Here is a 19,814-nt window from a genome sequence, read left to right as displayed (position 1 = left end):
CCGTGCTGAAGTCTTATCTTGGTTTGCAGCAGGATGCGCTGGAAAACATGGGCAAGGAGCGCCAACGACTGCGGGAAGATGCCATGCGGGAAGAGCAGCGGGCATTGCGGTTGCAGGAGGTCATTGGCTCATTGCACTGTGGTTCGGCAACTTTTCACCCTCTGTTGTGGCTGAACAAGCATCAGATGGATGGTCAGCTGCGGCAACTGCTGGCCCATCAAATGCAGCAGTCTGCTCTGGCCAGACTCGATCTGGAGCGACACGAGGGAGAGGTGCTTAAACAGTTTGGTCGGGTCAAAGGGTTGGAACTGCTGTTGGATAAACGTGAACAGGCACAGCAGCGGCAGCTGGAGTCGCGCGATCAACGCCAGCTGGATGAGCTGGCCAGTCTGCGGCATCGCATGATGAAAGGGGAGTAGGGATTAATCCGGAAAGCGTTCCTGCTGCCCATAGGCGGGTTCCTGACCCAGCAGCGTATTGATGGTTTCTATCTGGCCGGCCAGCAAGCGGCCGTTGAGCTCGTTCTGACGCAGACATTGCTGCAACAGCTGTTCCAGCTGCAGCCACTGCTTGGCAACCTTGTGTTGCAGGTTGGCGGGCAGTTTTTCGATGAGTGCCGCCATCCCCTTTTCATCAGGCTTCAATCCCAGCGCCAGCAGATGCTGACAGCGTTGCTGCGCCTGTTGCTGCACCTGCATCATCAGTTGTGTTTGCTGCTGATTATGTTCAGCCAGCGCGTCGACGTCGTGAGCTGCCAGCAGACTATGCTGGCGCAGCAGCAGTTGTTGCAGGGCGACATAGCGGGTGCTGTCTTGCTGAATGCCCAGGATCAGTTCTTTGACCCTTTGCTTGGCGTCCATGCTCATCGACGATGCATGTCCAGAATGGCCTGACCCAGCGCATCCATGTCGAGTCCGAGCTTGCCCTCGCTGATGGCCTGGCGGATCCGGTTGACCTTGTCCATATCCACGTCGGAAGTCGTAGCCAGCTCGGCCCTCGCCTGATTCACGAACTGGGCCGTGGTGCTGATCTGGGCATCAGCTTGGCTGGCGCGTGGCTGCGACGGGGTGGATGGCGCTTCCTGCTTGCGTTGCAGCTGGGCCTGAACATAGAGCGGGTCGGTGCGTGTGATCTTCATAACGTCAATTCCTGATGGTCTATCTATGACAAGCGACCCAAGGTCGATGTAACTTAAATCAAACCTGTGCTTTGCGTTAAAAACGGGTTTCAACTTCCCCCTTGTCGATCACCCAGGCCTGGATTTCTTTGCCTGAACTCAGATTTTTCACCCGAATTCCCTCGCCGATGGCCCCGTTCGCCAGGGCTCGGCCCCGCGTGGTGGCGGAAAATCCATCTTGGCTAGCCCGGATCAACACCCCTTCACCTTCCCGTATGGCCCAGGCTTTCTGCAAATCCAGTTCGCCAATCAGCTGACCCATCCGCAGGTTGCGGTTGCTCTTGCTGCCCACCAGAGACTCTGAGGTGGGCACAAAGCCACGTTGCAACCGGCTGACCTCAAGTGATTTTTCGATGAGATCGCCCGGCCGGATGACATGGCCTCTCGGCAACTCCTGCGCCGTCACCCAGACCGGCAGCATCAGTGTCACCTCGACCCTGGCCCTGATCTGCCAGGCCGGGTCGACGCACTCTGCCAGATAGGGTCGTCGTCCCCAGGGCTGACGGTACTGACCGCCGGCCTGCAGGCGGATAGGTTGCGAGCAGTCGGGTAGATGGGTGACTGCCGGGGAGATCCAGACCTGATATTCCGCTTCGGGCGCTGGCCAGCCCTGCTGCTGCAGATAGGCATGCAGGGCCTGGCTGGCATCCTCCTGCAACAGCGCTTCAAGCTGCCGGGTCAGGGCGGTTGGCTCGGCCAGCAGTGGCCATGACAGTAGCCACAGGGCCAGCACGTTGCTTCGCTTCCATACGGGAAACAGTGCTTCCCCTTTTATCCGTGTTATCAGCCACTGTTGACGCTGTAACCAGCGGAAATAAAGGTTCTTCATGGTTGGCATGAGTCTTGATAAAGAGTGCACCGGTCTGACTGATTCATAGAAGGATGAAGCATGAGTATCTCATTTGACAGCGCTTTGGGTGTACACCCTTATGCCCTCGATGTGCGGGCGGATCGGGCGCGTATCCTGGCAGGCAACCTGGCCAATGTAGATACCCCAGGTTATCTGGCCCGGGATGTCGATTATAAGACGATTCTGGGGCGTGTCGCGCAGCAAGTTGCAGCGGGAGACGAGAGTGCCGCCATTGCACAGGGCAGCATGGCCAATGACATGCAGCATCCTCTCTATCGCATTCCCTATCAGGTATCGATGGATGGCAACACCGCCGAACTTAGCGTCGAGCAGAGCAAGTTTGCCAACAATGCTACTGATTTCCAGACCAGTCTCACCTTTCTGAATATGAAAATTACCGGGATCGCCAAAGCGATCGAGGGCCGCTGATTATGTCGTTCAATCGCATCTATGACATTGCCGGTAGTGCAATGCGAGCACAAACCGTTCGTCTGGACACAGTTGCCTCCAACCTGGCGAACGTGGACAGTGCTGCGGGCAGTGAAGAGGCTGCCTTCCGTGCCATCAAGCCGGTGTTCTCCACCCTCTATCAGCGGGTGCAGGATGCCGAGTCGCTGGGGTCGGCCCAGGTGCAGATTGCCGGCATAGTGCAATCGGATCGTCAGGTCGAGAAGCGTCTTGAGCCCACCAACCCCCTGGCTGATCAGGACGGCTTTGTCTACTACTCCAACGTCAACGCGGTGGAGGAGATGGCCGACATGATGAGTGCCTCCCGTGGGTTTGAAACCTCCGTCGAGGTGATCAACCGTATCAACAGCATGCAGCAGGGTCTGTTGCGCCTGGGTCAGGGAGTGTAAGCCATGAGCCTGCCTCAGGTAAGCAGTCTGGATACGGCCCGCAGCACCAGCCAGCGCAACACGACACCGGAGATAGCCCCCAATAACACGGCTGCCGGCCAGAATGCTCAGAGCGGTATGCAGTTGCGTAACGAATTCCTACAGATGATGGTTGCCCAGATCCAGAACCAGGATCCCACCAACCCCCTGGATGGTGCCCAGTATGTTACCCAGCTGGCCCAGTTCAGCATGGTGGAAGGGGTGGAAAGCCTGAAAGTCCTGCAGCAGAAGTCCATCAACATGATGGATACCCAGCAGGTACTGCAGAGTACGGACCTGATCGACAAGGAAGTGATGGTTCCGAGCAAGACACTGACCAAGAGCGATGAAAAAGCGATCCGGGGGCAGGTGGAGCTGGCCGGTGCAGCCGATCAGGTTGAGCTCAAGGTGTATGACGAGCACGGCACCCTGGTTGCAACCAAGAACTGGGGTGAGAGCAAGGCCGGTGGCCTCGACTATGAACTGCCGCCTTTGCCTGCCGGTGAATACAGCTTCGAGGTCAAAGCCTCGCTCAACGGTGTGGCGACCACTACCAAGAATTATGTGGCCAGCACGGTAGAGCGGGTCACCCTGCCTGGTACAGGCGAAATCATGTTACAGGTGGCCGGAGTGGGCGATGTCCCTCTCTTCAGCGCCATCCAGTTCGGCAAATCGGCGTAATCAGATAGGAGCGAAACTGTGTCTTTCAGTATCGGATTGAGCGGCCTGCGCGCCGTAAACCAGGAATTGAGTGTCATCAGCAACAACGTGGCCAACGCCAGCACGGCCGGCTTCAAGTCAAGCCGTGCCGAGTTTGCTGCCATCTATGGTGGCGGTCAGGCGGGCGGGGTCGAGATGAACAACGTTTCCCAGAACTTCGACCGCAATGGTGACGTGACCCGTACCGGTCGAGGGCTGGATCTGGCGATCTCGGGCAGCGGCTTCTTTGTACTCAAGGACAGCAACGGTCAGACCTCCTATACCCGGGCAGGCATGTTCCAGCGGGATCCTAACAATTACCTGACCACCGCCAGCGGTACCCGGCTGCAAGGCTACACCACCAATGATGCGGGCGAACTGCAGTCCGGCGTGGTGGGAGACATTCAGGTCAAGGCTGGCAGCCTGCCTGCCAAACCATCCGACAAGCTGGAGTTCGTCGCCAACCTCAAGGCCGATGCCGGCGTGATCGACCAGACAGCCCATCCGTTCGACCCAGCCAAGTCGGACAGCTTCAGCTATTCCCAGTCCAGCAAGGTGTATGATTCTCTGGGGGTTGAGCACACCGTCACCCAGTATTTCGTCAAGACGGCCGACAACACCTGGCAGGTCAACTATGCCTTCAATGGCACCAAGACAGGTACACCAGTGACGCTGGAGTTCAACACCAACGGTACCCTGAAGTCTCCGACGACCTCCCCGGTCCTGGACCTGACCCCACCCGGCGCTGAAAAGATCTCCCTGCAGGTCGATATCGCCCGTGTCAGTCAGTACGCCTCCGATTTCAACGCCACGCGCAACCAGTCAAATGGTTATGCGGCCGGCGATCTGACCGGGGTGCGGGTGGATGCCGATGGTGGTGTCTATGCCACCTTTACCAACGGTCAGAGCCTGTTGCAGGGCCAGGTGGTGATGGCGAACTTCACCAACCCCAACGGCCTGCTGCAAACCAACAACACCACCTGGCAGCAATCGTTCAGCTCTGGCCAGCCGGTATTGGGTGCCCCTGGCACAGGGACCATGGGGTCATTGACCGCAGGGGCCTATGAGGGCTCCAACGTGGATCTGACCGGGGAGCTGGTCAGCCTGATGACTTCTCAGCGCAACTATCAGGCCAACGCCAAGACCATCAGCTCCGCTGACAAGATGACTCAGGTTCTCTTCAACTCCTTCTAAGGCTTGATGCGTGGAAAAGCTTATCTATACCGCCATGTCGGGGGCGCAGCATACCCTGATGGCCCAGCAAATCCGGGCAAACAACCTGGCCAACGTTAACACGGCCGGCTTTCGGGCTGACTTCGAGCGCGTGTCGGCCTATGCCCTGGCCGGTGATGGCTATCCAAGCCGGGTAATGGCCCGCGAGGAGCTGGCCGGTACCGACTTCAAGGCGGGAGCCTTGATGCAGACGGGCCGCAAGCTGGATGTGGCGATCCGTGGTGAAGGCTTTATCACGGTCCAGACCGCCGATGGCAAAGAGGCCTATACCCGGGCCGGCAATCTGGAGAGTGATGCCGATGGTCTGCTGACGCTCAATGGTCGTCCGGTACTGGGGGAAGGCGGGGAAATGGTCCTTCCTGCCTATCGGGATCTGAGTTTTGGCAAGGACGGTTCACTCAGTATCACACCGCCCGGCGGCGGTGCCCGGCTGGATGTGGGGCGTCTCAAGCTGGTGAACCCGGACCCGGCAGAACTGGTCAAGGGGCCGGATGGTCTCTTCCGGTTGCGTCAGGGCGGGGATGCCGAGGCCAGCGAGCAGGTGGTACTGGCGTCCGGCTTTCTGGAAGGGGCGAACGTGAATGCAGTCGACGAGCTGATCAGCAGCATGTCGCTGACCCGCAATTTCGAACTGCAGGTCAAATTGATGAAAACAGCGGACGATCAGGCCCGGCAAGGTGCCCGGTTGATTTCCGGCCAGGGCTGATGAGTGGCGGGCTTGCTGCCCGCCACGGCCAATTCGCATTGAGGGGGCGTTGATGTCCTCATGAATCAGGTGGAGAGACGAAGATGCACGCGGCACTTTGGGTAAGTAAAACCGGTCTGTCGGCGCAAGATGCCAAAATGGCCAGTATTTCCAACAACTTGGCTAACGTAAACACGGTCGGATTCAAGCGCGATCGGGTTGCGTTTGAAGATCTGTTCTATCAGGTGCAACGCCAGCCCGGGGCCCAGCAGGATCAACAGAACCTGTCTCCCATCGGCATCCAGATGGGTAACGGGGTTCGTGTGGTCGGTACCCAGAAAGTGTTCACTCCCGGCCAGTTCCAGAACACCAACCAGGAGCTGGACATGGCGGTCGTGGGGGCCGGTTTCTTCGGGGTGGAACGCCCTGACGGTGAGACCGCCTATACCCGCAATGGTCAGTGGCATCGCAACGCCGAAGGCCTGCTAGTCAACTCCGATGGCTTGCCCATGCTGCCGCAGATCCAGATCCCGGACAATGCGACCAAGGTGTCCATTGGCACCGATGGAACCGTGAGTGCGACTTTGCCGGGCCAGCAGGAAAATGTGGAGCTGGGTCGCATCACCCTGACCAACTTTGCCAACCCTGCCGGCCTGGAAGCGCTCGGTGGCAACCTCTATCGAGCGACCGGCGCCTCTGGTGAGGCCATTGAAGGTGTGCCCGGTGAAGAGGCCATGGGGGCCATCAAGCAGTTCACGCTGGAGAGCTCCAACGTCAACGTGGTGGAAGAGATGGTCGACATGATCACTACCCAGCGGGCTTATGAGATGAACGCCAAGGTCGTCTCGTCGGCCGACCAGATGCTCAAGTTCATTACCCAAGCGCTGTGATGATGAAGACGATGTGGCGTTATCTGTGGGTGGTACTGCTGTTGGGCGGCTGTGCCACCTATGAGCTCAAGGCTCCCGAACCGGGTGAGGAAAAGTGGGCGCCTTCACGCCCCAAGTTGCCCGTCTCGGCCAAGGGGGAAGACGGCAGCCTCTATCGCGGCGACTACATGATGACCCTGTTTCAGGATCGTCGAGCCTATCGTATTGGCGATATTCTCACCGTAGTGCTGGAAGAGCGTACCCAGTCGAGTAAGAAAGCCAACACCAGTATGAGCAAGAACAGCAGCATGAACGTGCCGGCACCGACCATAGGTGGCAAGGTGCGTTCTGACTGGGGGGCGTCACTCAGCGCGGATCGTGACTTTGATGGCGGTGCGACTTCCAGCCAGCAAAATACTCTGGCCGGCTCGATCACGGTGACGGTGGCCGAAGTGATGCCAAACGGGGTGCTGGGGATCCGCGGCGAGAAGTGGATCAGGCTCAACCAGGGCGATGAGTATATCCGGTTGGGTGGCATGGTACGGGTTGAGGATATAGACCAGAGCAACCGTATTTCATCCCAGCGCATCGCCGATGCCCGCATCACCTATGCCGGGCGTGGAGCCCTTGCCGACAGCAACCAGATGGGGTGGCTGGGGCGTTTCTTCAGCTCCGCATTCGCCCCCTTTTGAGGTCTTACATGAACAGATGGTTTATCACCCTGCTTTGCCTCTGCCTGCCCTGGTGGGCCAATGCCGCACCCGCCAAGCGGGCCTTGCTGGATATCGCCGATGTGCAGGGGATGCGGACCAACCAGCTGGTGGGTTATGGGTTGGTGGTGGGTTTGTCCGGCACGGGTGACAAGAGTCAGGTCAAGTTCACCGGCCAGTCGATGGCCAACATGCTCAAGCAGTTTGGGGTCCAACTACCGGATGATATCGATCCCAAGCTCAAGAACGTTGCGGCGGTGTCGGTTCAGGCCAATTTGCCGGCTCTGGCAGGCAAGGGGCAGATGGTGGATGTAACGGTCACCTCGATCGGGGATGCCAAGAGTCTGCGCGGCGGTTCGCTGCTGCTGACGCCACTGCGCGGTATCGATGGGGAAGTGTATGCCGTCGCCCAGGGCAATCTGGTGGTGGCCGGGGTCAAGGCCGAGGGGCAGTCCGGTTCGTCGGTGACCATCAACGTGCCGACCGCAGGGATCATTCCCAACGGCGCCATCATAGAGCGCGAAGTGGCCAGCAACTTTGCGGAAAAGCCCGAAGTGACGCTCAATCTGCACCAGCCCAATTTCAAGACCGCTCGCAATGTGGAGCGGGAGATCAATCGCCAGCTGGGACCGGTGGCCAGAGCGGTCAGTGCGGGGCGGATCCAGGTGGCGGCACCCAAGGATGAGAGCCAGCGGATCTCGTTCATGGCGCTGTTGCAGGACATTCAGGTTGATATGGGCAAGGAGCGCCCACGGGTCGTCTTCAACAGCCGGACCGGAACCGTGGTCATGGGGCAGGGGGTCAAGGTTCACAAAGCGGCGGTCAGCCATGGTAGTCTGACGGTGACCATTGGCGAGAGCCAGACGGTCAGTCAGCCCAATGCCTTCTCCAATGGGCAGACCACCACGACCCCCAACTCGAAGATCCAGGTGGATCGGGAACGAAACAACATGTTTGTCTGGCCGGATGGCACCTCACTGGAGGTGATCGTCAAGGCAGTCAACTCGCTCGGGGCAACCCCCGATGATGTCATGGCCATCCTACAAGCACTCGATGAGGCTGGTGCCCTCGAGGGAGAGCTGGTGGTCATCTAAGGATCTCTATGACCAGAATAACCTCGGAACCTGGGTTTTATCAGGATCTCAACGAACTGCAGCAGATAAAGAGCAACCCGGATCAGCGTGCCGCACTGGATGCGGCCGCCGGCCAATTCGAGGTGAGCTTCCTGCAAACCGTGCTCAAGCACATGCGTTCAGCCTCCGATGCCATGCAGGACGAGGATGACAAGCTCATCAAGGGCCAGGAGCTCTATCGCGACATGTATGATAGCCAGCTGGCGATGAGCATGGTCAAGCGTGGCGGCATCGGGTTGAAAGAGCAGATGGTCAGCCAATTGGCGCCGACATTAAAGAATGCCGAGTCGGTGGTCGCTTCAGAACAGCAGACCCTGGCTGCCTTCAGTCAGCCTCTGAATTCGGCAAAAATGAGGAAAGTTGACTGATGTCGCTGCTCAATATCGGTTTTAGCGGACTTAACTCGGCCCAGATCGCGTTAAATATCACCGCCCAGAATATCGCCAATGTCAATACCATCGGCTATAGCCGCCAGGAAGCCATGATGGGCAGCCTGTCCGGTTTTGGCCGGCTGGATAATGGCCAGGGGGTAGAGGTAACCGGTGTTCGCAGGATCACGGATGACTATCTGGTCTCCCAACATTGGCGCAGCCGCTCTGCAACCGGCGCCTCTTACTCTTTCCATCAATACATCAATACCACCGAACAACTGCTGGGCAGCGAGTCGATGAACATCGCCAAGGGGCTGGACAGTTTCTTCGCCTCTCTGAGTGCAGCGCTCGACAGCCCGGAAACGCCGGCTCAGCGCAGCCAGATCGTCAGCTCGGCGGGGGCACTGGCCAACCGCTTTGGCCAATTGAATGAAAGCATGCTGACCCAGGAGAAGCAGATCGATGATCAGCTCAACAGTACCGTTTCTCAGGTTAACAGCTATCTGAAACAGGTTGCCGAGTTGAACACCCAGATCAGCGAGCAGGCCTCCAAGGGCGTCAATACCTCGGTGCTGGAAGACAGTCGCGAGCAGATCGTGCGTGAGCTGTCGACCTTCATGGAAGTCAGGGTCAACCGGCAAAGTGATGGTTCGTTCTCACTGAGCCTGCCTCAGGGCCAGCCGCTGGTGCTGGCCGGCAGCAGCAGTACACTCTCACTGGCGGGTGACAAGCTCAGTTTGAGCTTCGGTCCGCAATCGTTTGATATTCCCAAGCTGCATGGCGGCAGCCTGGCGGGGGTCATGGAATATCGGACGACAGTTCTGCGTCCGCTGCGTGACGAGCTCAACCAGATCGCGAAAAAACTGGCGGATGATTTCAATGCTAAGCAGGGTGGCGGTGTCGACTTGCATGGTAATCCGGGCAAGCCGCTCTTCACCTACGATCCCCTCAACCCGTCCGGCACTTTGAAGATTGCCGATGGCTTCACTGGCGATGACCTCGCCTTTGCCAAGGCCGGCGGCGGCAGTGGTGACAACCGCAATCTGCAGGAGCTGTTGACCATCAAAGATGATCAATATGATGCCTACAGCGCCTTGCTTGGCCGGATGGCGGTACAAAGTGGCCAGGCCAAGGCCACCATGACGGCTGATGCCAATATGGAGAAACAGCTGGCCACCAAGCTGAGCAGCGTCAGCGGGGTCAACACGGATGAGGAAGGGATCAAGATCATGGCCTATACCAAGGCGTATCAGGCCAACGCCAAGGTGATAAGCACTTCAGAGCAACTTTTCACCTCCATCCTGAACATGTTCTAGCGGAGCGATCATGCGCATCAGTACAAACCAGATTCAACTCAGCATGCTCGATAACCTGCAGTATGGTTTCGGTGAATATGCCCGCCTCGATCGTCAGATCTCCACCAACAAGCGTATTCTGCAGCCTTCTGATGACCCGGTGGGGAGTGTGCGTCTGCTCGGATTGAAGAAAGAGCAGGTGGCCATGGAGCAGTATCAGAAGAATATTGCCAATGCCAAGAGCCAGCTCTCTCAAGGGGAGATCCAGCTTGACACTATGACCAACATGCTGAGTCGATTGCGTGATCTGACCCAGACTGCTGCCAACGGCTCCCTTTCCGAAGATGATCGTCGGGCTGTTTCCAGCGAGTTGGCCATAATCAAGGATGGTTTGCTGGACCTCGCCAATGCCCGCAACGAGAGTGGCTCCAGTCTGTTTAGCGGCAGCCAGGTAGATAAGACCGCCATAGTGAAAGACTTGAGCGGTAACTATGTCTACCAGGGGGATAACTTGGTGCGCGAAGTCGGCATCGCCAAGGGGGTGACGGTGGAGCTTAACCATACCGCAGACAAGTTGTTCATCCAGAACGGGGACTTCTTTAAGCAGCTCGACGACATGGTGGCCTCTTTCGATAGTGGTGCTGCGGACTCTGCCGATAAGGCCAGGGCTATGCTGGATCGCAGTCTGACCCTGCAAGATGATATCAGCCAGATGGTCAGCACCATTGGTGCCCGCATCAATCTGCTCGACCAGGTGGATGAAGGGCATGCTGAGAAGAGCGTCTATAGCAAGGAGGTGAGCAATCAGATAGAGTCTCTCGACTATGCAAGTGCCGTCACCCAACAGGCCCATGTGCTGATGGCTCTGCAAGTTCAGCAGCAGGCCTTTGCCAAGGTCAATGGGCTGAGCCTGTTCAATTACATGCCATAAATCCAGTTTCAGGGAGCCATGATGCAGATTCAACAAACCCGTTTGGGCGGCGTGGCCGAAACGCCAGCCCAGCCTAGACTGCACGGGCGCGTGACTGCTCAGAGTGCGTCCCAACCAGCCACCAAAACAGAACGTCATCCCAATATAGTCCGGCTAGATCGCTGGGCCCTGATCGGTACGGCGCAGCAGCGGATCGCTCATGCCCAAGGGGGAGAGCAGGCTTTGAGCCAGGTTTGGGGTGAATTGAAGCGTCTCGAACAGCAGCTTGGTCAAAGCCGTGCCACCAGCGGTGATCTGGTCTCACGCCTCAAGTTGCTGGAAGAGAAGCTGACTCAACCCCAGGCACCGCTGACCACAGAGTTGAAGCCCCGCTTGCTCGCTTCAGCAGGGGAGAGCCGGGTAAGTTATGGCTCGGAGCGGATTGATCTGCTTAGTCCCAAGGCGAGTGCCGAACGCCTAGTCTTTTCCTTCCCGCAGACCAGCAGTGCCGTCGAGGTGATGCTTCCTGCTGGCGCCAATGAGACGGAAGCGGTTACCCGACTGGATCGGGCACTGCGCAAAGAGCATATTCAGGCTCGACTGAATGAACTGGGCAAGTTGGAACTGACCGTCCCCGAACTGCATCGACGCAAACTGGATGAACCGGTTCTGCTCAGTGGTGAGGGGATCCGTATTCCAGCAGGCAATCCTGTTCCGGTGCAGTTCAAACCCAAGCCTGGGCAGTTGACCCAGCTGGGGGAAGGTATTGACAAGGGGGAGATCAAGCAGGAGCAGCAGCGGCTAAAGAGGCTGCTCGGCGAGATCGAACAGTCGGTACGAGAACTTAAGCTGTTTCGCCAAAAGATGGTTAAGCAGCTTGACCGAGTGAAAGCACGCAGCCAGAACCTCAAGCAGGAAGAGCTTGAGCAGTTGCAGGGCAAGCTCAGCCAGCAACTCAAGGACGGTGGTTTCATGGGCACTATGGCCGGCTTGCTGGCCCAGGCCAATGTATCGCGCCAAAACGTTGTTGCCCTGTTGACCTGAGTCCGGACGAGTGCACCGATCTAAAAAACCGCCAGCGCTTTGCTGGCGGTTTTTATTTCAAGGTTTGAGGAGGGCGTAGAGGCTCAGATCCGATGCAAAACCAGACTCACTCAATCCTTGTTCTATGGTCTTGATAAAACCTGCATTGTGCTGGCGTATGGTGTGATAGCTGTAGAAAAGGTTGATGATATCCTGTTCTTCTAGCTCTTTATCCATGGCCAGCAGGCACAGGTAGCTGCGTAGCAGGAAGTAGTCGATAACCAGCAATTGATAGGCTTGGGCCGGGGTGCTCTGCTGCTGCGGGAAGTTATGGTGGTAGACGTAATAGAGCAGGTAGTTGTCCATGATCTGGGGGCGTACCGCCAAGAAGGGAACAACCTTGCCATACCAGGCCTGCTGCAGCTGTGCGAGTTTTTCCTCATCATAGACCCCCTCCAGCAGCCGGTTGATCTTGTCGAGACAGCCTTGCATGGTTTGCCGCCCACGCCTTCCCTGTGAGTAGGACAGCAATTGATGGGTGATGGTCCGCAGTCCCCACCATTGCAACCGTGGCAAGACCGGCAGCTGCTCGAACATGGTGAGGAGCTCTCCCCGTTCAGCCAGTACGGCCACCTGATCCAGAAAGGCTTCGTGTGACAGCTGTGCTGGATCCCGGTGGACCAGCATGCCGATGAGCCACAGCCGTATTTCGACGGGAACCTCCGTGGCAGCCAGTACATGGATGCTCAAGCTGTGCAGAGTGGCCATAGCGGTAGAGGGAGGGGATACGAACGGCAGGCGTTGATCCAGCTCGGTGACCTCGGTTTGCATTGCCATCGGATCGAGCAACAACTGCCGGCTGACTTCGGGGCAGGAGAGCATCAGGGATTTCCGGACCTGGTTGCCTATGCGTGAATGGGATCTTGGATAGGTTTTGCAGGTATGGCTCAGCGCTTCGGCACCAGCCTTGCTATGAATTTGGCAAAGACGATTCTCATCAAGGAAAGGGCAGGCTCCCTGCTCGTCAAGCTGGATCTCCCCCCAATGTTCATTGCTCTGTTTGACCTTGCGGATATGTAATTTGCTGAGGGACTGGACTGTGGGGTCAGGGTGCCTCTCGTAGCTTCGGAAGGTCAACTTGTCGATGCTGATGGTCCAGCTATGACAGCAGTTGTCCTCGCAGCGATCTCCTATGCACTGGAAATGTTTAACAAAGTGAGGGGTATAGAGAGAGGCTGCCATGTCGCTGTCCGGTAAAGAGAGGTGCCGTGATAATAGCAATAACCATGCCGAATACTCTGACTCTGCCACAGAGATCGTTGACTACGACGGGGTGAAGGAAGTGCAAAAAAATATGCGTCAAGCTGTCTACATTTCTGCGAGAAAGAGGTCGCCTATATCTGATGTCCACCTAACAGGCTGCTGTGCAGCGTCATATCGAGGAATACATCATGGGCTTGTCCATTCACACCAACTTCGCTTCTCTGACCACCCAGAGCCAGCTCAACACCACCAACAAGATGCTGGGCACCGCCATGCAGCGTCTGGGTACCGGTCTGCGCATCAACTCCGCCGCCGATGACGCCGCTGGCTTGCAGATGGCGACCCGTCTGCAATCTCAGTCCAGTGGTCAGAAAGTGGGCATGCGCAACTCTCAGGATGCCATCTCCATGATGCAGACCGGTGAAGGCGCCATGGATGAGATGAGCAACATCGTTCAGCGCATGAAGGATCTGGCTACCCAGTCTGCGAACGGCACCAGCACAGCTGAAGACCGCAAAGCCATGGATGCCGAGTTCACCGAGCTGCGCGCCGAGCTGGACAACATCAGCAACAACACCACCTTCGGTGGACAAGAGTTGCTCAAGACCGGCAAAGGTTTCCAGGAAGATGTGACCTTCCAGATTGGCGGTACCGGTGCCGAGAAGCTCGAACTGAAGAAGACTGGCACCCTGGCCAAGGCGCTGGCGGAAGTTGTGGGTACCGGCAAAGGTACCGATGGTGCAGCCGTCAAGGTAGGCATCGGCGATCAGGGCAAGGCAACTGCCGCCATGGCTGAACTGGATACCTTCTCCCAGAAGATCGGTGAGTCTCGTTCTGCCTTCGGTGCCAACATCAACCGCCTGGAACATACAGTAAACAACCTCTCTAACATGAAAGAGAACACTGATCTGGCAAACGGCCGTATTATGGATGCTGACTTCGCCCAAGAGAGCACCAACATGACCAAGAACCAGATGCTGATGCAGGCTGGCATGTCCGTGCTGTCCAACTCCAATCAGATGACCGGCATGGTGACTTCCCTGCTGCGTTAATTCAGGTGGCACTCATCCCATCCTTGGATGAGTGCCCTCTTCCTTCTGTTCTTCTACCTTCTTTCCGCTTTTCCGCATATTTTCCCGATCTCCATTCAAGTCTTGGCCGATTCCCGTCGCTTTTCATTCCCATAGGGTTACCCGCTGCATCGCAGCTTTTTAAGGAGTAAATCATGGGCTTGTCCATTCACACTAATTTCGCTTCCCTGACCACTCAGAGCCAGTTGAATTCCACCAACAAGATGCTGGGCACCGCCATGCAACGTCTGGGCACCGGTCTGCGCATCAACTCCGCCGCCGATGACGCCGCCGGTCTGCAGATGGCGACCCGTCTGCAATCCCAGTCCAGCGGTCAGAAAGTAGGCATGCGCAACTCCCAGGATGCCATCTCCATGATGCAGACTGGCGAAGGCGCCATGGACGAGATGAGCAATATCGTTCAGCGCATGAAGGATCTGGCTACTCAGTCTGCCAACGGCACCAGCACCGCTGACGATCGCAAGGCGATGAATGCCGAGTTCAGCGAACTGCGCGCCGAGCTGGACAACATCACCAACAACACCACCTTTGGTGGTCAGACTCTGCTGGCCAAGGATCAAGGTTTCCAGAAAGCCGTGACCTTCCAGATCGGTGGCACTGCCGCCGAGAAACTGGAGCTGAAGGATGATGGTGCCCTGGCCACCGCTCTTAAGGGCGTGATTGCCGATGACAAGGGTACCAAGGGTACCGCCGTCGCCGCTGGCATTGATGATCAGGCCAAAGCCACCGCCGCCATGGCCGAGCTGGACACCTTCTCCAAGGGGATCGGCGAGGCGCGTTCCGCCTTCGGTGCCAACATCAACCGTCTGGAACACACAGTCAACAACCTCTCCAACATGAAAGAGAACACCGATCTGGCGAACGGCCGTATTATGGATGCCGACTTCGCTCAGGAAAGCACCAACATGACCAAGAACCAGATGCTGATGCAGGCTGGCATGTCTGTGCTGTCCAACTCCAACCAGATGACCGGCATGGTGACTTCCCTGCTGCGTTAATCTGTTGCCTAGCCACCTCGAGAGGGGTGGCTTTGTTATTGTTTGTCCGTTGGAAAGCACCGACTCGGTTTTTTCCAACGAGCATGCCACCGATAAATTGATAGGGATGTGATGATGCAAGTAGATCCGGCCAGCATGGCAATGAAACTGGTAGCCATAGAGCGCCAGAACATGGATAAGCTGCTGAAGAAGCAGTTGGACAGTGTCAAGGGACAGCAGAGCGCCATCAGCACGCTCACCACCAAGCTGTCGACCTTCCAGACCATGCTCAAGGATTTGAACAAGGCGAGCAATCTGCAAGCCCAAAAGGCCAGTATGTCTCAAGAGGGGGTCATGACGGTCACCAGCAACGGCAAGGCCAGTTCGGGTCAGTACAACTTCTTCGTGGAGCAGCTGGCCCAGTCTCATCAGGTGGGTCTACAGCTCGACAGCGACACCACCCCACTGCCGACCAATGGTGTCTTCTCGCTCACTGTCAAGGGAAAGACTATCGACATCGATCTGGCGACCCTGCCTGCAGGCTCAACCGCCAAGGATCTGGTTTCCCATATCAACAATGCCAAGGACAACCCGGGTGTGAAGGCAACCCTGGTGCGTACCGACGGCAAGGTCAGCATGGTGCTGACCAGCAAGGAGAGTGGGGTGGAGAATGCCATCACGCTGAGCTATAGCGGAGATGGCTCGAATGCTCTGGGTACGGCCGTTGCCGGTAAGAAGGACATCACCCAGGCACAGGATGCCAAGCTGCGAATGGGGGGCGACAATCCGCTGACCATCACCTCCTCCAGCAACAAGATAGAAAACGTCGTTGACGGCTTGACCTTCCAGCTGACCAAGGCCCAGAAGGCGGGTGATGCCCCTCTAATGGTGACCATAGATCAGGACAAAGAAGCAGTGACGGGATCTCTCAAGAAGTTTGTCGACAGCTATAACGAGCTGGTCGATGAGCTGGCCAAGATGACCTCCAGCGACCCCAAGGCGCCGGGAGCCCTCTCTTCTGACAGCGGTGTGCGCAGTCTCAAGAGCACCCTGTCTCGCAGTGTGCGGGACCTGCCAGATGGATTTAGCCTCAGCAGTCTCGGCATCAAGACCGATAAGACGGGCAAGCTATCCTTCAACGAGACCGACTTCAACAAGGCGCTAGAGAAAGATCCCGAGCTGCTTGGTAAGGCTCTTATGGGCGATAATGGTCTGCTCAAGAAGATGAGTGATTCGCTCGATCCTTACACTAAAAGGGATGGTGCCCTCAAGGGACGCAAGACCGGCCTGGAAGCAAGTGAGAAACGGGTAACCGAGCGGATGGATGCGCTGGATCGTCGTATGGAATCCGCGTATAAGCGCTACCTCAATCAGTTCACCACTATGAACCAGATGATGCAGACTATGGGTGCTCTCTAAACCGGCACGCTTCCTGCTGTCTGTGGCATCTTTCCGGAACAAGCGAGTTGTACATGTTTGAAGATCAAGATGGCTACGATGCCTACCAATTCGCCGCTACCCAGGCCAAGGCGGCGAGTGCGGACCCACATCAGCTAGTGCTGATGTTGATGGATGGGCTGCTCGATGAAATGGCCCGGGCGGAAGGCCATATTCTGGCCAAGCAGTTTGAGCGAAAAGGACAAGCTATCAACAAATGCCTGCAGATCCTGGGGGGACTGGACAGTGCGCTGGACATGGAGAAGGGCGGGGAGCTTGCTGTCAACCTGCATCGTCTCTATGACTATTGTGGTCAGCGCCTGTTTGAAATCAGCGTATCGAACGATGTGGCCGGGTTCGCCGAAGTGCGTCGTATCCTGCTGGAGTTGAAGGAAGGTTGGGAAGCAATGGCGCGTCATCCTCGCTGATGCGGAAGTGATGCTTCCTTCGCCCCCGGACTGATCCCTGAGCATTCTCCTGAATTCCTGTGTTTCTCAGCTGGCCTGCTCCTTGCTAGCTGGCAAGGTCATTTTCATTGGGGGCCATCACCATGTCGGTAACCGGAACTAAGCAACTTACTGCAGAGCATGAGACTCGCCAGCGTCAGCTGCTGGGGTTGGGGCGTCTGATATTGCAGCAGGCCCGCGCCAGCCAGTGGGATGCCGTTCGTTTGGCTGATAGCCGATTGTCCCAGTTCATTCAGCATATGCAAGGGCAGCCAGAATTATGGGCCGCCATGCAACCTGCCAGGGATCAGGTGCGATCCTGGCAGCAGGAGGCCCTGCTGCTTTGCCAGCAAGAGACGGCCTTGCGTAAACGGGAGTGGCAGGAGTTGTCCCAGAAGCGGGAAGGGTTGCAAGCCTATGGCGAGGTACAGGAATGGGTATGATTCAGTTCCCAGGCCTTGATGGCTTGGCTGCGCTTGATTCCGCAGGATTCAATCGTCTTTCCCGGCAGCCTGATGGCCAGGGCGACACATACCAGCCGCTGGACTTGCCATTCATGGAAGAGCAGGTGGCATTGCCTTTGCCAGTTGAAACCATCGACGAGAAAGAGCCGGATGTGACTGATGAGCAGCGAGATGATGCCACAGAGCAGTTGGATTCTTTCAGCAACCTGCCCCCCGTTTTCCTCTTGACCGATGATGCTGCGAGACTGTCGATGCTGCGCCAGGCACAACCTGTAGCCGCAACAACTGGTGGAGGTGTTGAGTCTGTCCGACCTGACGGGTCGTCAGCTGTCTCGGCGGTATTGCGTTCACTGTCTGCCTATGGTCGTTCTGATTACAACAAAGTAGCAGGGGAGACGGCGGGTCCTCAGAGTGAAAATAGGGTGTTCGTCTCCAGTACGGATGCATCCAACCGCATGGGCACACAGCCTGCTAGGCAGACAATGGACCCGGTATTGCGTGACAAGGTGATTGCCAGTGTGCAGCCCCTGCTTGCGAGCGACGGTGCCGGTGAACGTGAATCCACCTTTGCCGATGTGAAAGGTGTGATCAGCAATCTGACGCCTGCGGCACCCCCCAAATCTGCCGAGTATCAATGGGCTCCTGTGAAGTTGGCCGACAACCCCGCTCAGTGGGGACAGCAGCTGATGGATGTGCTGAAAGACAAGGTGGAGCTTCAGGTCAACCAGCAGATCAAGCAGGCCCATATCCGGCTTGACCCCCCCGAACTGGGCCGACTCGAGTTGACTGTGCGTCTTGAGGGGGATCGCCTCAATGTTCAGCTCAACGTAACCAATCCTGCGGTGCGCGAGGCCTTGATCCAGTCGATGGAACGCTTGCGGATGAGCCTGACTCCCCATCATGCGGGGGGAGTCGAGGTCAACGTGGGTCAGGGGGGGAGCAAGAGCGCCAGGGTAAATGGCAACAACAGCAGATCATGGCCGGACGACGTCAATGGCAGAAAGAGTTCGAGCCTGCCGATAGCAGTGGACGTGACTGGTTGAACACCCTGGTTTGATTTTTATTATCCGGCAATAGCGAGAGTGATTTCATATTATGCGGCGAGTGGTTAAGTGGTTGATGATGGGCGTGATGGCTCTGTGCCTACTGGCCGTTCTGGCCTATGGGGCCTATTTGAAGCGAGATCTGGTTGCCGTATGGCTGGGATTGGCTGAGCCAAAACCCGAGCTCAGTGCCACTCCGCTGTTCAAGCCGATGGAGCGCTTTGTCATCAGCCTGGAAGGGGGTGTTGAGTCCCATTATCTCGTACTCGAGTTGGCTTTGGTGACCCACAATCCGGCACAGCTCAATTCGCTCAATGAGCTGACACCATTGATCCGCAATGCCATGGTGCAGTATTTCAGTCACCGTACCCACGATGACGTGAAGAAAGAGCTGCAGAACATCACTGCACTGCAAAGTTCTCTACTGGGCAAGCTGGTCACCACGTTGCAGAGTTATGGTTACAAGACCTATCTGGATGAGGTGTTGATCACCAAAGTGCTGGTGCAGTAACGCATATATGATCGATGTCGACTGGGATAGCCCGCATGAGTTCAGCGCTTCTCCTCCCCGTACGGGCGAGCAGGCCATACTGACCCGATATTTGCCGCTGGTGAAGCGAGCGGCCAGTCACTTGCGCAGTCAGGTGTCGGCTTGCTTCGATCAGGAAGATATGGAACAGGTTGGCATGATGGGGCTGCTGGAAGCCTGGCGCCGATACGACAGCGAGCCTGATGCCCAGTTTGAGAGTTATGCCTTCAAGCGGATCCGTGGGGCCATGCTGGATGAGCTTCGCCGCCTGGATTGGCGGCCGCGCCAACTGCGGCAGCAAGTACACAGTCATAATCAGGCCCAGCGTGAATTGCACAACCGATTGGGACGACCTCCATCAGAGCAGGAGTTGGCATCGGTATTGGAGTGCTCCATCGAGGAAGTGCGCCAGCTGGCCTATGCCAGTCAGGCTGAAGCGCTGCATAGCCTGGAGGAGTGGCTGGAGAACGGCGGCAAGGCGCCAGCTACCGAATCCGATGATGTCGATATGGCGATGACCATCAGCAAGGCGCTAACCTCGCTCGACAAGCGTGAGCAGCTGCTGCTCTCCCTCTACTATCAGCAAGAACTGAACATGAAAGAGATTGCCCTGGTGCTGGGGCTGACGGAGTCTCGGGTTTGTCAGTTGCACAAGCAGTGTGTCCTTCAGCTCAAGCAGCGTTTGGTCGACTCCATTTATTAACGCTTCACCATCCCTGGTGAGGATCCTTGAA

Annotated in this window: 24 protein-coding genes and 1 pseudogene; 21 read left to right on the top strand and 4 right to left on the bottom strand. The window is 57.1% G+C overall.

Annotated features, from left to right (window positions below):
- The first annotated feature begins 2 nt into the window (after positions 1-2).
- A complete protein-coding gene (gene lfiJ / locus E5E96_RS05100) occupies positions 3-419 on the top strand; it encodes a lateral flagellar protein LfiJ (protein WP_171281673.1) in 417 nt (138 codons plus the stop codon).
- Positions 420-422: 3 nt separating this feature from the next.
- Here lfiJ and lfgN read toward each other — a convergent pair whose 3' ends face one another.
- The 3 genes from lfgN to lfgA all read right to left on the bottom strand — a co-directional run bounded on the left by lfgN (position 423) and on the right by lfgA (position 2,015).
- Positions 423-860, bottom strand: coding sequence for a lateral flagellar protein LfgN (lfgN, locus tag E5E96_RS05095; protein WP_301271279.1), 438 nt, complete (start codon positions 858-860; stop codon positions 423-425).
- Positions 861-862: 2 nt separating this feature from the next.
- Positions 863-1,138: a flagellar biosynthesis anti-sigma factor FlgM gene (flgM, locus tag E5E96_RS05090; protein WP_171281672.1), complete on the bottom strand. Its 276-nt coding sequence runs from the start codon at positions 1,136-1,138 to the stop codon at positions 863-865.
- Positions 1,139-1,214: 76 nt separating this feature from the next.
- Positions 1,215-2,015 (bottom strand): lateral flagellar basal body P-ring formation protein LfgA, encoded by an 801-nt coding sequence (gene lfgA / locus E5E96_RS05085; protein ID WP_171283204.1) that lies wholly within the window; start codon positions 2,013-2,015, stop codon positions 1,215-1,217.
- A 51-nt stretch (positions 2,016-2,066) separates the two neighbouring features.
- Between lfgA and lfgB the strand changes: the two genes are divergently transcribed.
- From lfgB to E5E96_RS05025, 12 genes are all read left to right on the top strand, one after another.
- The gene (lfgB, locus tag E5E96_RS05080) at positions 2,067-2,456 is read left to right on the top strand and encodes a lateral flagellar basal body rod protein LfgB (protein WP_005305804.1); all 390 of its coding nucleotides are present in this window, start codon (positions 2,067-2,069) and stop codon (positions 2,454-2,456) included.
- 2 nt (positions 2,457-2,458) lie between these two features.
- Positions 2,459-2,884, top strand: coding sequence for a lateral flagellar basal body rod protein FlgCL (flgCL, locus tag E5E96_RS05075; protein WP_017409402.1), 426 nt, complete (start codon positions 2,459-2,461; stop codon positions 2,882-2,884).
- A gap of 3 nt (positions 2,885-2,887) precedes the next feature.
- Entirely contained in the window at positions 2,888-3,583 is a 696-nt protein-coding gene (locus E5E96_RS05070; protein ID WP_029304692.1) for a flagellar hook assembly protein FlgD, read from the top strand.
- A gap of 18 nt (positions 3,584-3,601) precedes the next feature.
- Positions 3,602-4,795: a lateral flagellar hook protein FlgEL gene (flgEL, locus tag E5E96_RS05065; protein ID WP_029304693.1), complete on the top strand. Its 1,194-nt coding sequence runs from the start codon at positions 3,602-3,604 to the stop codon at positions 4,793-4,795.
- A 10-nt stretch (positions 4,796-4,805) separates the two neighbouring features.
- Positions 4,806-5,540 (top strand): lateral flagellar basal-body rod protein LfgF, encoded by a 735-nt coding sequence (lfgF, locus tag E5E96_RS05060; RefSeq protein ID WP_017409405.1) that lies wholly within the window; start codon positions 4,806-4,808, stop codon positions 5,538-5,540.
- Positions 5,541-5,623: 83 nt separating this feature from the next.
- Positions 5,624-6,409: a lateral flagellar basal-body rod protein LfgG gene (gene lfgG, locus E5E96_RS05055; protein WP_017409406.1), complete on the top strand. Its 786-nt coding sequence runs from the start codon at positions 5,624-5,626 to the stop codon at positions 6,407-6,409.
- A complete protein-coding gene (flgH, locus tag E5E96_RS05050) occupies positions 6,409-7,080 on the top strand; it encodes a flagellar basal body L-ring protein FlgH (RefSeq protein WP_017409407.1) in 672 nt (223 codons plus the stop codon). The genes lfgG and flgH overlap by 1 nt, the downstream gene beginning before the upstream one ends.
- An 8-nt stretch (positions 7,081-7,088) precedes the next feature.
- Entirely contained in the window at positions 7,089-8,192 is a 1,104-nt protein-coding gene (gene fgIL, locus E5E96_RS05045) for a lateral flagellar basal body P-ring FlgIL (RefSeq protein ID WP_017409408.1), read from the top strand.
- Between the two features lie 8 nt (positions 8,193-8,200).
- Positions 8,201-8,599: a rod-binding protein gene (locus E5E96_RS05040; protein WP_017409409.1), complete on the top strand. Its 399-nt coding sequence runs from the start codon at positions 8,201-8,203 to the stop codon at positions 8,597-8,599.
- Positions 8,599-9,918, top strand: a complete 1,320-nt coding sequence (lfgK, locus tag E5E96_RS05035; RefSeq protein WP_171281671.1) for a lateral flagellar hook-associated protein LfgK — start codon at positions 8,599-8,601, stop codon at positions 9,916-9,918. The genes E5E96_RS05040 and lfgK overlap by 1 nt, the downstream gene beginning before the upstream one ends.
- A gap of 10 nt (positions 9,919-9,928) precedes the next feature.
- The gene (gene lfgL / locus E5E96_RS05030; protein WP_043126871.1) at positions 9,929-10,828 is read left to right on the top strand and encodes a lateral flagellar hook-associated protein LfgL; all 900 of its coding nucleotides are present in this window, start codon (positions 9,929-9,931) and stop codon (positions 10,826-10,828) included.
- Positions 10,829-10,849: 21 nt separating this feature from the next.
- Positions 10,850-11,851: a hypothetical protein gene (locus tag E5E96_RS05025; protein ID WP_171281670.1), complete on the top strand. Its 1,002-nt coding sequence runs from the start codon at positions 10,850-10,852 to the stop codon at positions 11,849-11,851.
- Between the two features lie 57 nt (positions 11,852-11,908).
- On the opposite strand, the gene fliB is transcribed toward E5E96_RS05025, so the two are convergent.
- Positions 11,909-13,072, bottom strand: coding sequence for a flagellin lysine-N-methylase (fliB, locus tag E5E96_RS05020; protein ID WP_171281669.1), 1,164 nt, complete (start codon positions 13,070-13,072; stop codon positions 11,909-11,911).
- Positions 13,073-13,281: 209 nt separating this feature from the next.
- Between fliB and lafA (E5E96_RS05015) the strand changes: the two genes are divergently transcribed.
- The 8 genes and pseudogenes from lafA (E5E96_RS05015) to lafS all read left to right on the top strand — a co-directional run bounded on the left by lafA (E5E96_RS05015) (position 13,282) and on the right by lafS (position 19,783).
- Positions 13,282-14,145, top strand: a complete 864-nt coding sequence (gene lafA / locus E5E96_RS05015; RefSeq protein ID WP_017409415.1) for a lateral flagellin LafA — start codon at positions 13,282-13,284, stop codon at positions 14,143-14,145.
- 173 nt (positions 14,146-14,318) lie between these two features.
- Entirely contained in the window at positions 14,319-15,182 is an 864-nt protein-coding gene (gene lafA, locus E5E96_RS05010; RefSeq protein WP_171281668.1) for a lateral flagellin LafA, read from the top strand.
- 114 nt (positions 15,183-15,296) lie between these two features.
- Positions 15,297-16,580, top strand: a complete 1,284-nt coding sequence (gene lafB, locus E5E96_RS05005) for a lateral flagellar capping protein LafB (protein ID WP_171283203.1) — start codon at positions 15,297-15,299, stop codon at positions 16,578-16,580.
- 53 nt (positions 16,581-16,633) lie between these two features.
- Positions 16,634-17,026 carry a lateral flagellar export chaperone LafC gene (gene lafC / locus E5E96_RS05000; RefSeq protein ID WP_026141638.1) on the top strand — a complete coding sequence of 131 codons (393 nt, stop codon included), beginning with the start codon at positions 16,634-16,636 and terminating at the stop codon, positions 17,024-17,026.
- 308 nt (positions 17,027-17,334) lie between these two features.
- On the top strand, positions 17,335-17,487 hold the full coding sequence (locus E5E96_RS22480; RefSeq protein WP_253264705.1) for a hypothetical protein: 153 nt from the start codon (positions 17,335-17,337) through the stop codon (positions 17,485-17,487).
- A pseudogene (gene lafE, locus E5E96_RS04990) lies at positions 17,478-18,565 on the top strand (lateral flagellar hook-length control protein LafE). The gene E5E96_RS22480 and the pseudogene lafE overlap by 10 nt, the downstream one beginning before the upstream one ends.
- Before the next feature lie 38 nt (positions 18,566-18,603).
- Positions 18,604-19,062, top strand: coding sequence for a lateral flagellar basal body-associated protein LafF (gene lafF / locus E5E96_RS04985; protein ID WP_039213955.1), 459 nt, complete (start codon positions 18,604-18,606; stop codon positions 19,060-19,062).
- Between the two features lie 7 nt (positions 19,063-19,069).
- Positions 19,070-19,783, top strand: a complete 714-nt coding sequence (gene lafS / locus E5E96_RS04980) for a lateral flagellar system RNA polymerase sigma factor LafS (RefSeq protein WP_029304703.1) — start codon at positions 19,070-19,072, stop codon at positions 19,781-19,783.
- Positions 19,784-19,814 lie beyond the last annotated feature (31 nt).

Origin of the sequence: Aeromonas sp. 1805 (genome assembly GCF_013085525.1) — a bacterium.
GTDB lineage: Bacteria > Pseudomonadota > Gammaproteobacteria > Enterobacterales > Aeromonadaceae > Aeromonas > Aeromonas hydrophila.
Note: the sequence above shows the minus strand (reverse complement) of the source record. Positions and strands in the feature narration are given on the sequence as shown.

What these genes read in the sequence shown, in the direction of transcription:
- lfgN (WP_301271279.1), bottom strand. Translation starts at nt 860, where the DNA reads ATGGACGCCAAGCAAAGGGTCAAAGAACTGATCCTGGGCATTCAGCAA.
- flgM (WP_171281672.1), bottom strand. Translation starts at nt 1,138, where the DNA reads ATGAAGATCACACGCACCGACCCGCTCTATGTTCAGGCCCAGCTGCAA.
- lfgA (WP_171283204.1), bottom strand. Translation starts at nt 2,015, where the DNA reads ATGCCAACCATGAAGAACCTTTATTTCCGCTGGTTACAGCGTCAACAG.
- lfgB (WP_005305804.1), top strand. Translation starts at nt 2,067, where the DNA reads ATGAGTATCTCATTTGACAGCGCTTTGGGTGTACACCCTTATGCCCTC.
- flgCL (WP_017409402.1), top strand. Translation starts at nt 2,459, where the DNA reads ATGTCGTTCAATCGCATCTATGACATTGCCGGTAGTGCAATGCGAGCA.
- E5E96_RS05070 (WP_029304692.1), top strand. Translation starts at nt 2,888, where the DNA reads ATGAGCCTGCCTCAGGTAAGCAGTCTGGATACGGCCCGCAGCACCAGC.
- lfgG (WP_017409406.1), top strand. Translation starts at nt 5,624, where the DNA reads ATGCACGCGGCACTTTGGGTAAGTAAAACCGGTCTGTCGGCGCAAGAT.
- flgH (WP_017409407.1), top strand. Translation starts at nt 6,409, where the DNA reads ATGATGAAGACGATGTGGCGTTATCTGTGGGTGGTACTGCTGTTGGGC.
- fgIL (WP_017409408.1), top strand. Translation starts at nt 7,089, where the DNA reads ATGAACAGATGGTTTATCACCCTGCTTTGCCTCTGCCTGCCCTGGTGG.
- E5E96_RS05040 (WP_017409409.1), top strand. Translation starts at nt 8,201, where the DNA reads ATGACCAGAATAACCTCGGAACCTGGGTTTTATCAGGATCTCAACGAA.
- lfgK (WP_171281671.1), top strand. Translation starts at nt 8,599, where the DNA reads ATGTCGCTGCTCAATATCGGTTTTAGCGGACTTAACTCGGCCCAGATC.
- lfgL (WP_043126871.1), top strand. Translation starts at nt 9,929, where the DNA reads ATGCGCATCAGTACAAACCAGATTCAACTCAGCATGCTCGATAACCTG.
- E5E96_RS05025 (WP_171281670.1), top strand. Translation starts at nt 10,850, where the DNA reads ATGCAGATTCAACAAACCCGTTTGGGCGGCGTGGCCGAAACGCCAGCC.
- fliB (WP_171281669.1), bottom strand. Translation starts at nt 13,072, where the DNA reads ATGGCAGCCTCTCTCTATACCCCTCACTTTGTTAAACATTTCCAGTGC.
- lafA (WP_017409415.1), top strand. Translation starts at nt 13,282, where the DNA reads ATGGGCTTGTCCATTCACACCAACTTCGCTTCTCTGACCACCCAGAGC.
- lafA (WP_171281668.1), top strand. Translation starts at nt 14,319, where the DNA reads ATGGGCTTGTCCATTCACACTAATTTCGCTTCCCTGACCACTCAGAGC.
- lafB (WP_171283203.1), top strand. Translation starts at nt 15,297, where the DNA reads ATGCAAGTAGATCCGGCCAGCATGGCAATGAAACTGGTAGCCATAGAG.
- lafC (WP_026141638.1), top strand. Translation starts at nt 16,634, where the DNA reads ATGTTTGAAGATCAAGATGGCTACGATGCCTACCAATTCGCCGCTACC.
- E5E96_RS22480 (WP_253264705.1), top strand. Translation starts at nt 17,335, where the DNA reads ATGCAACCTGCCAGGGATCAGGTGCGATCCTGGCAGCAGGAGGCCCTG.
- lafF (WP_039213955.1), top strand. Translation starts at nt 18,604, where the DNA reads ATGCGGCGAGTGGTTAAGTGGTTGATGATGGGCGTGATGGCTCTGTGC.
- lafS (WP_029304703.1), top strand. Translation starts at nt 19,070, where the DNA reads ATGATCGATGTCGACTGGGATAGCCCGCATGAGTTCAGCGCTTCTCCT.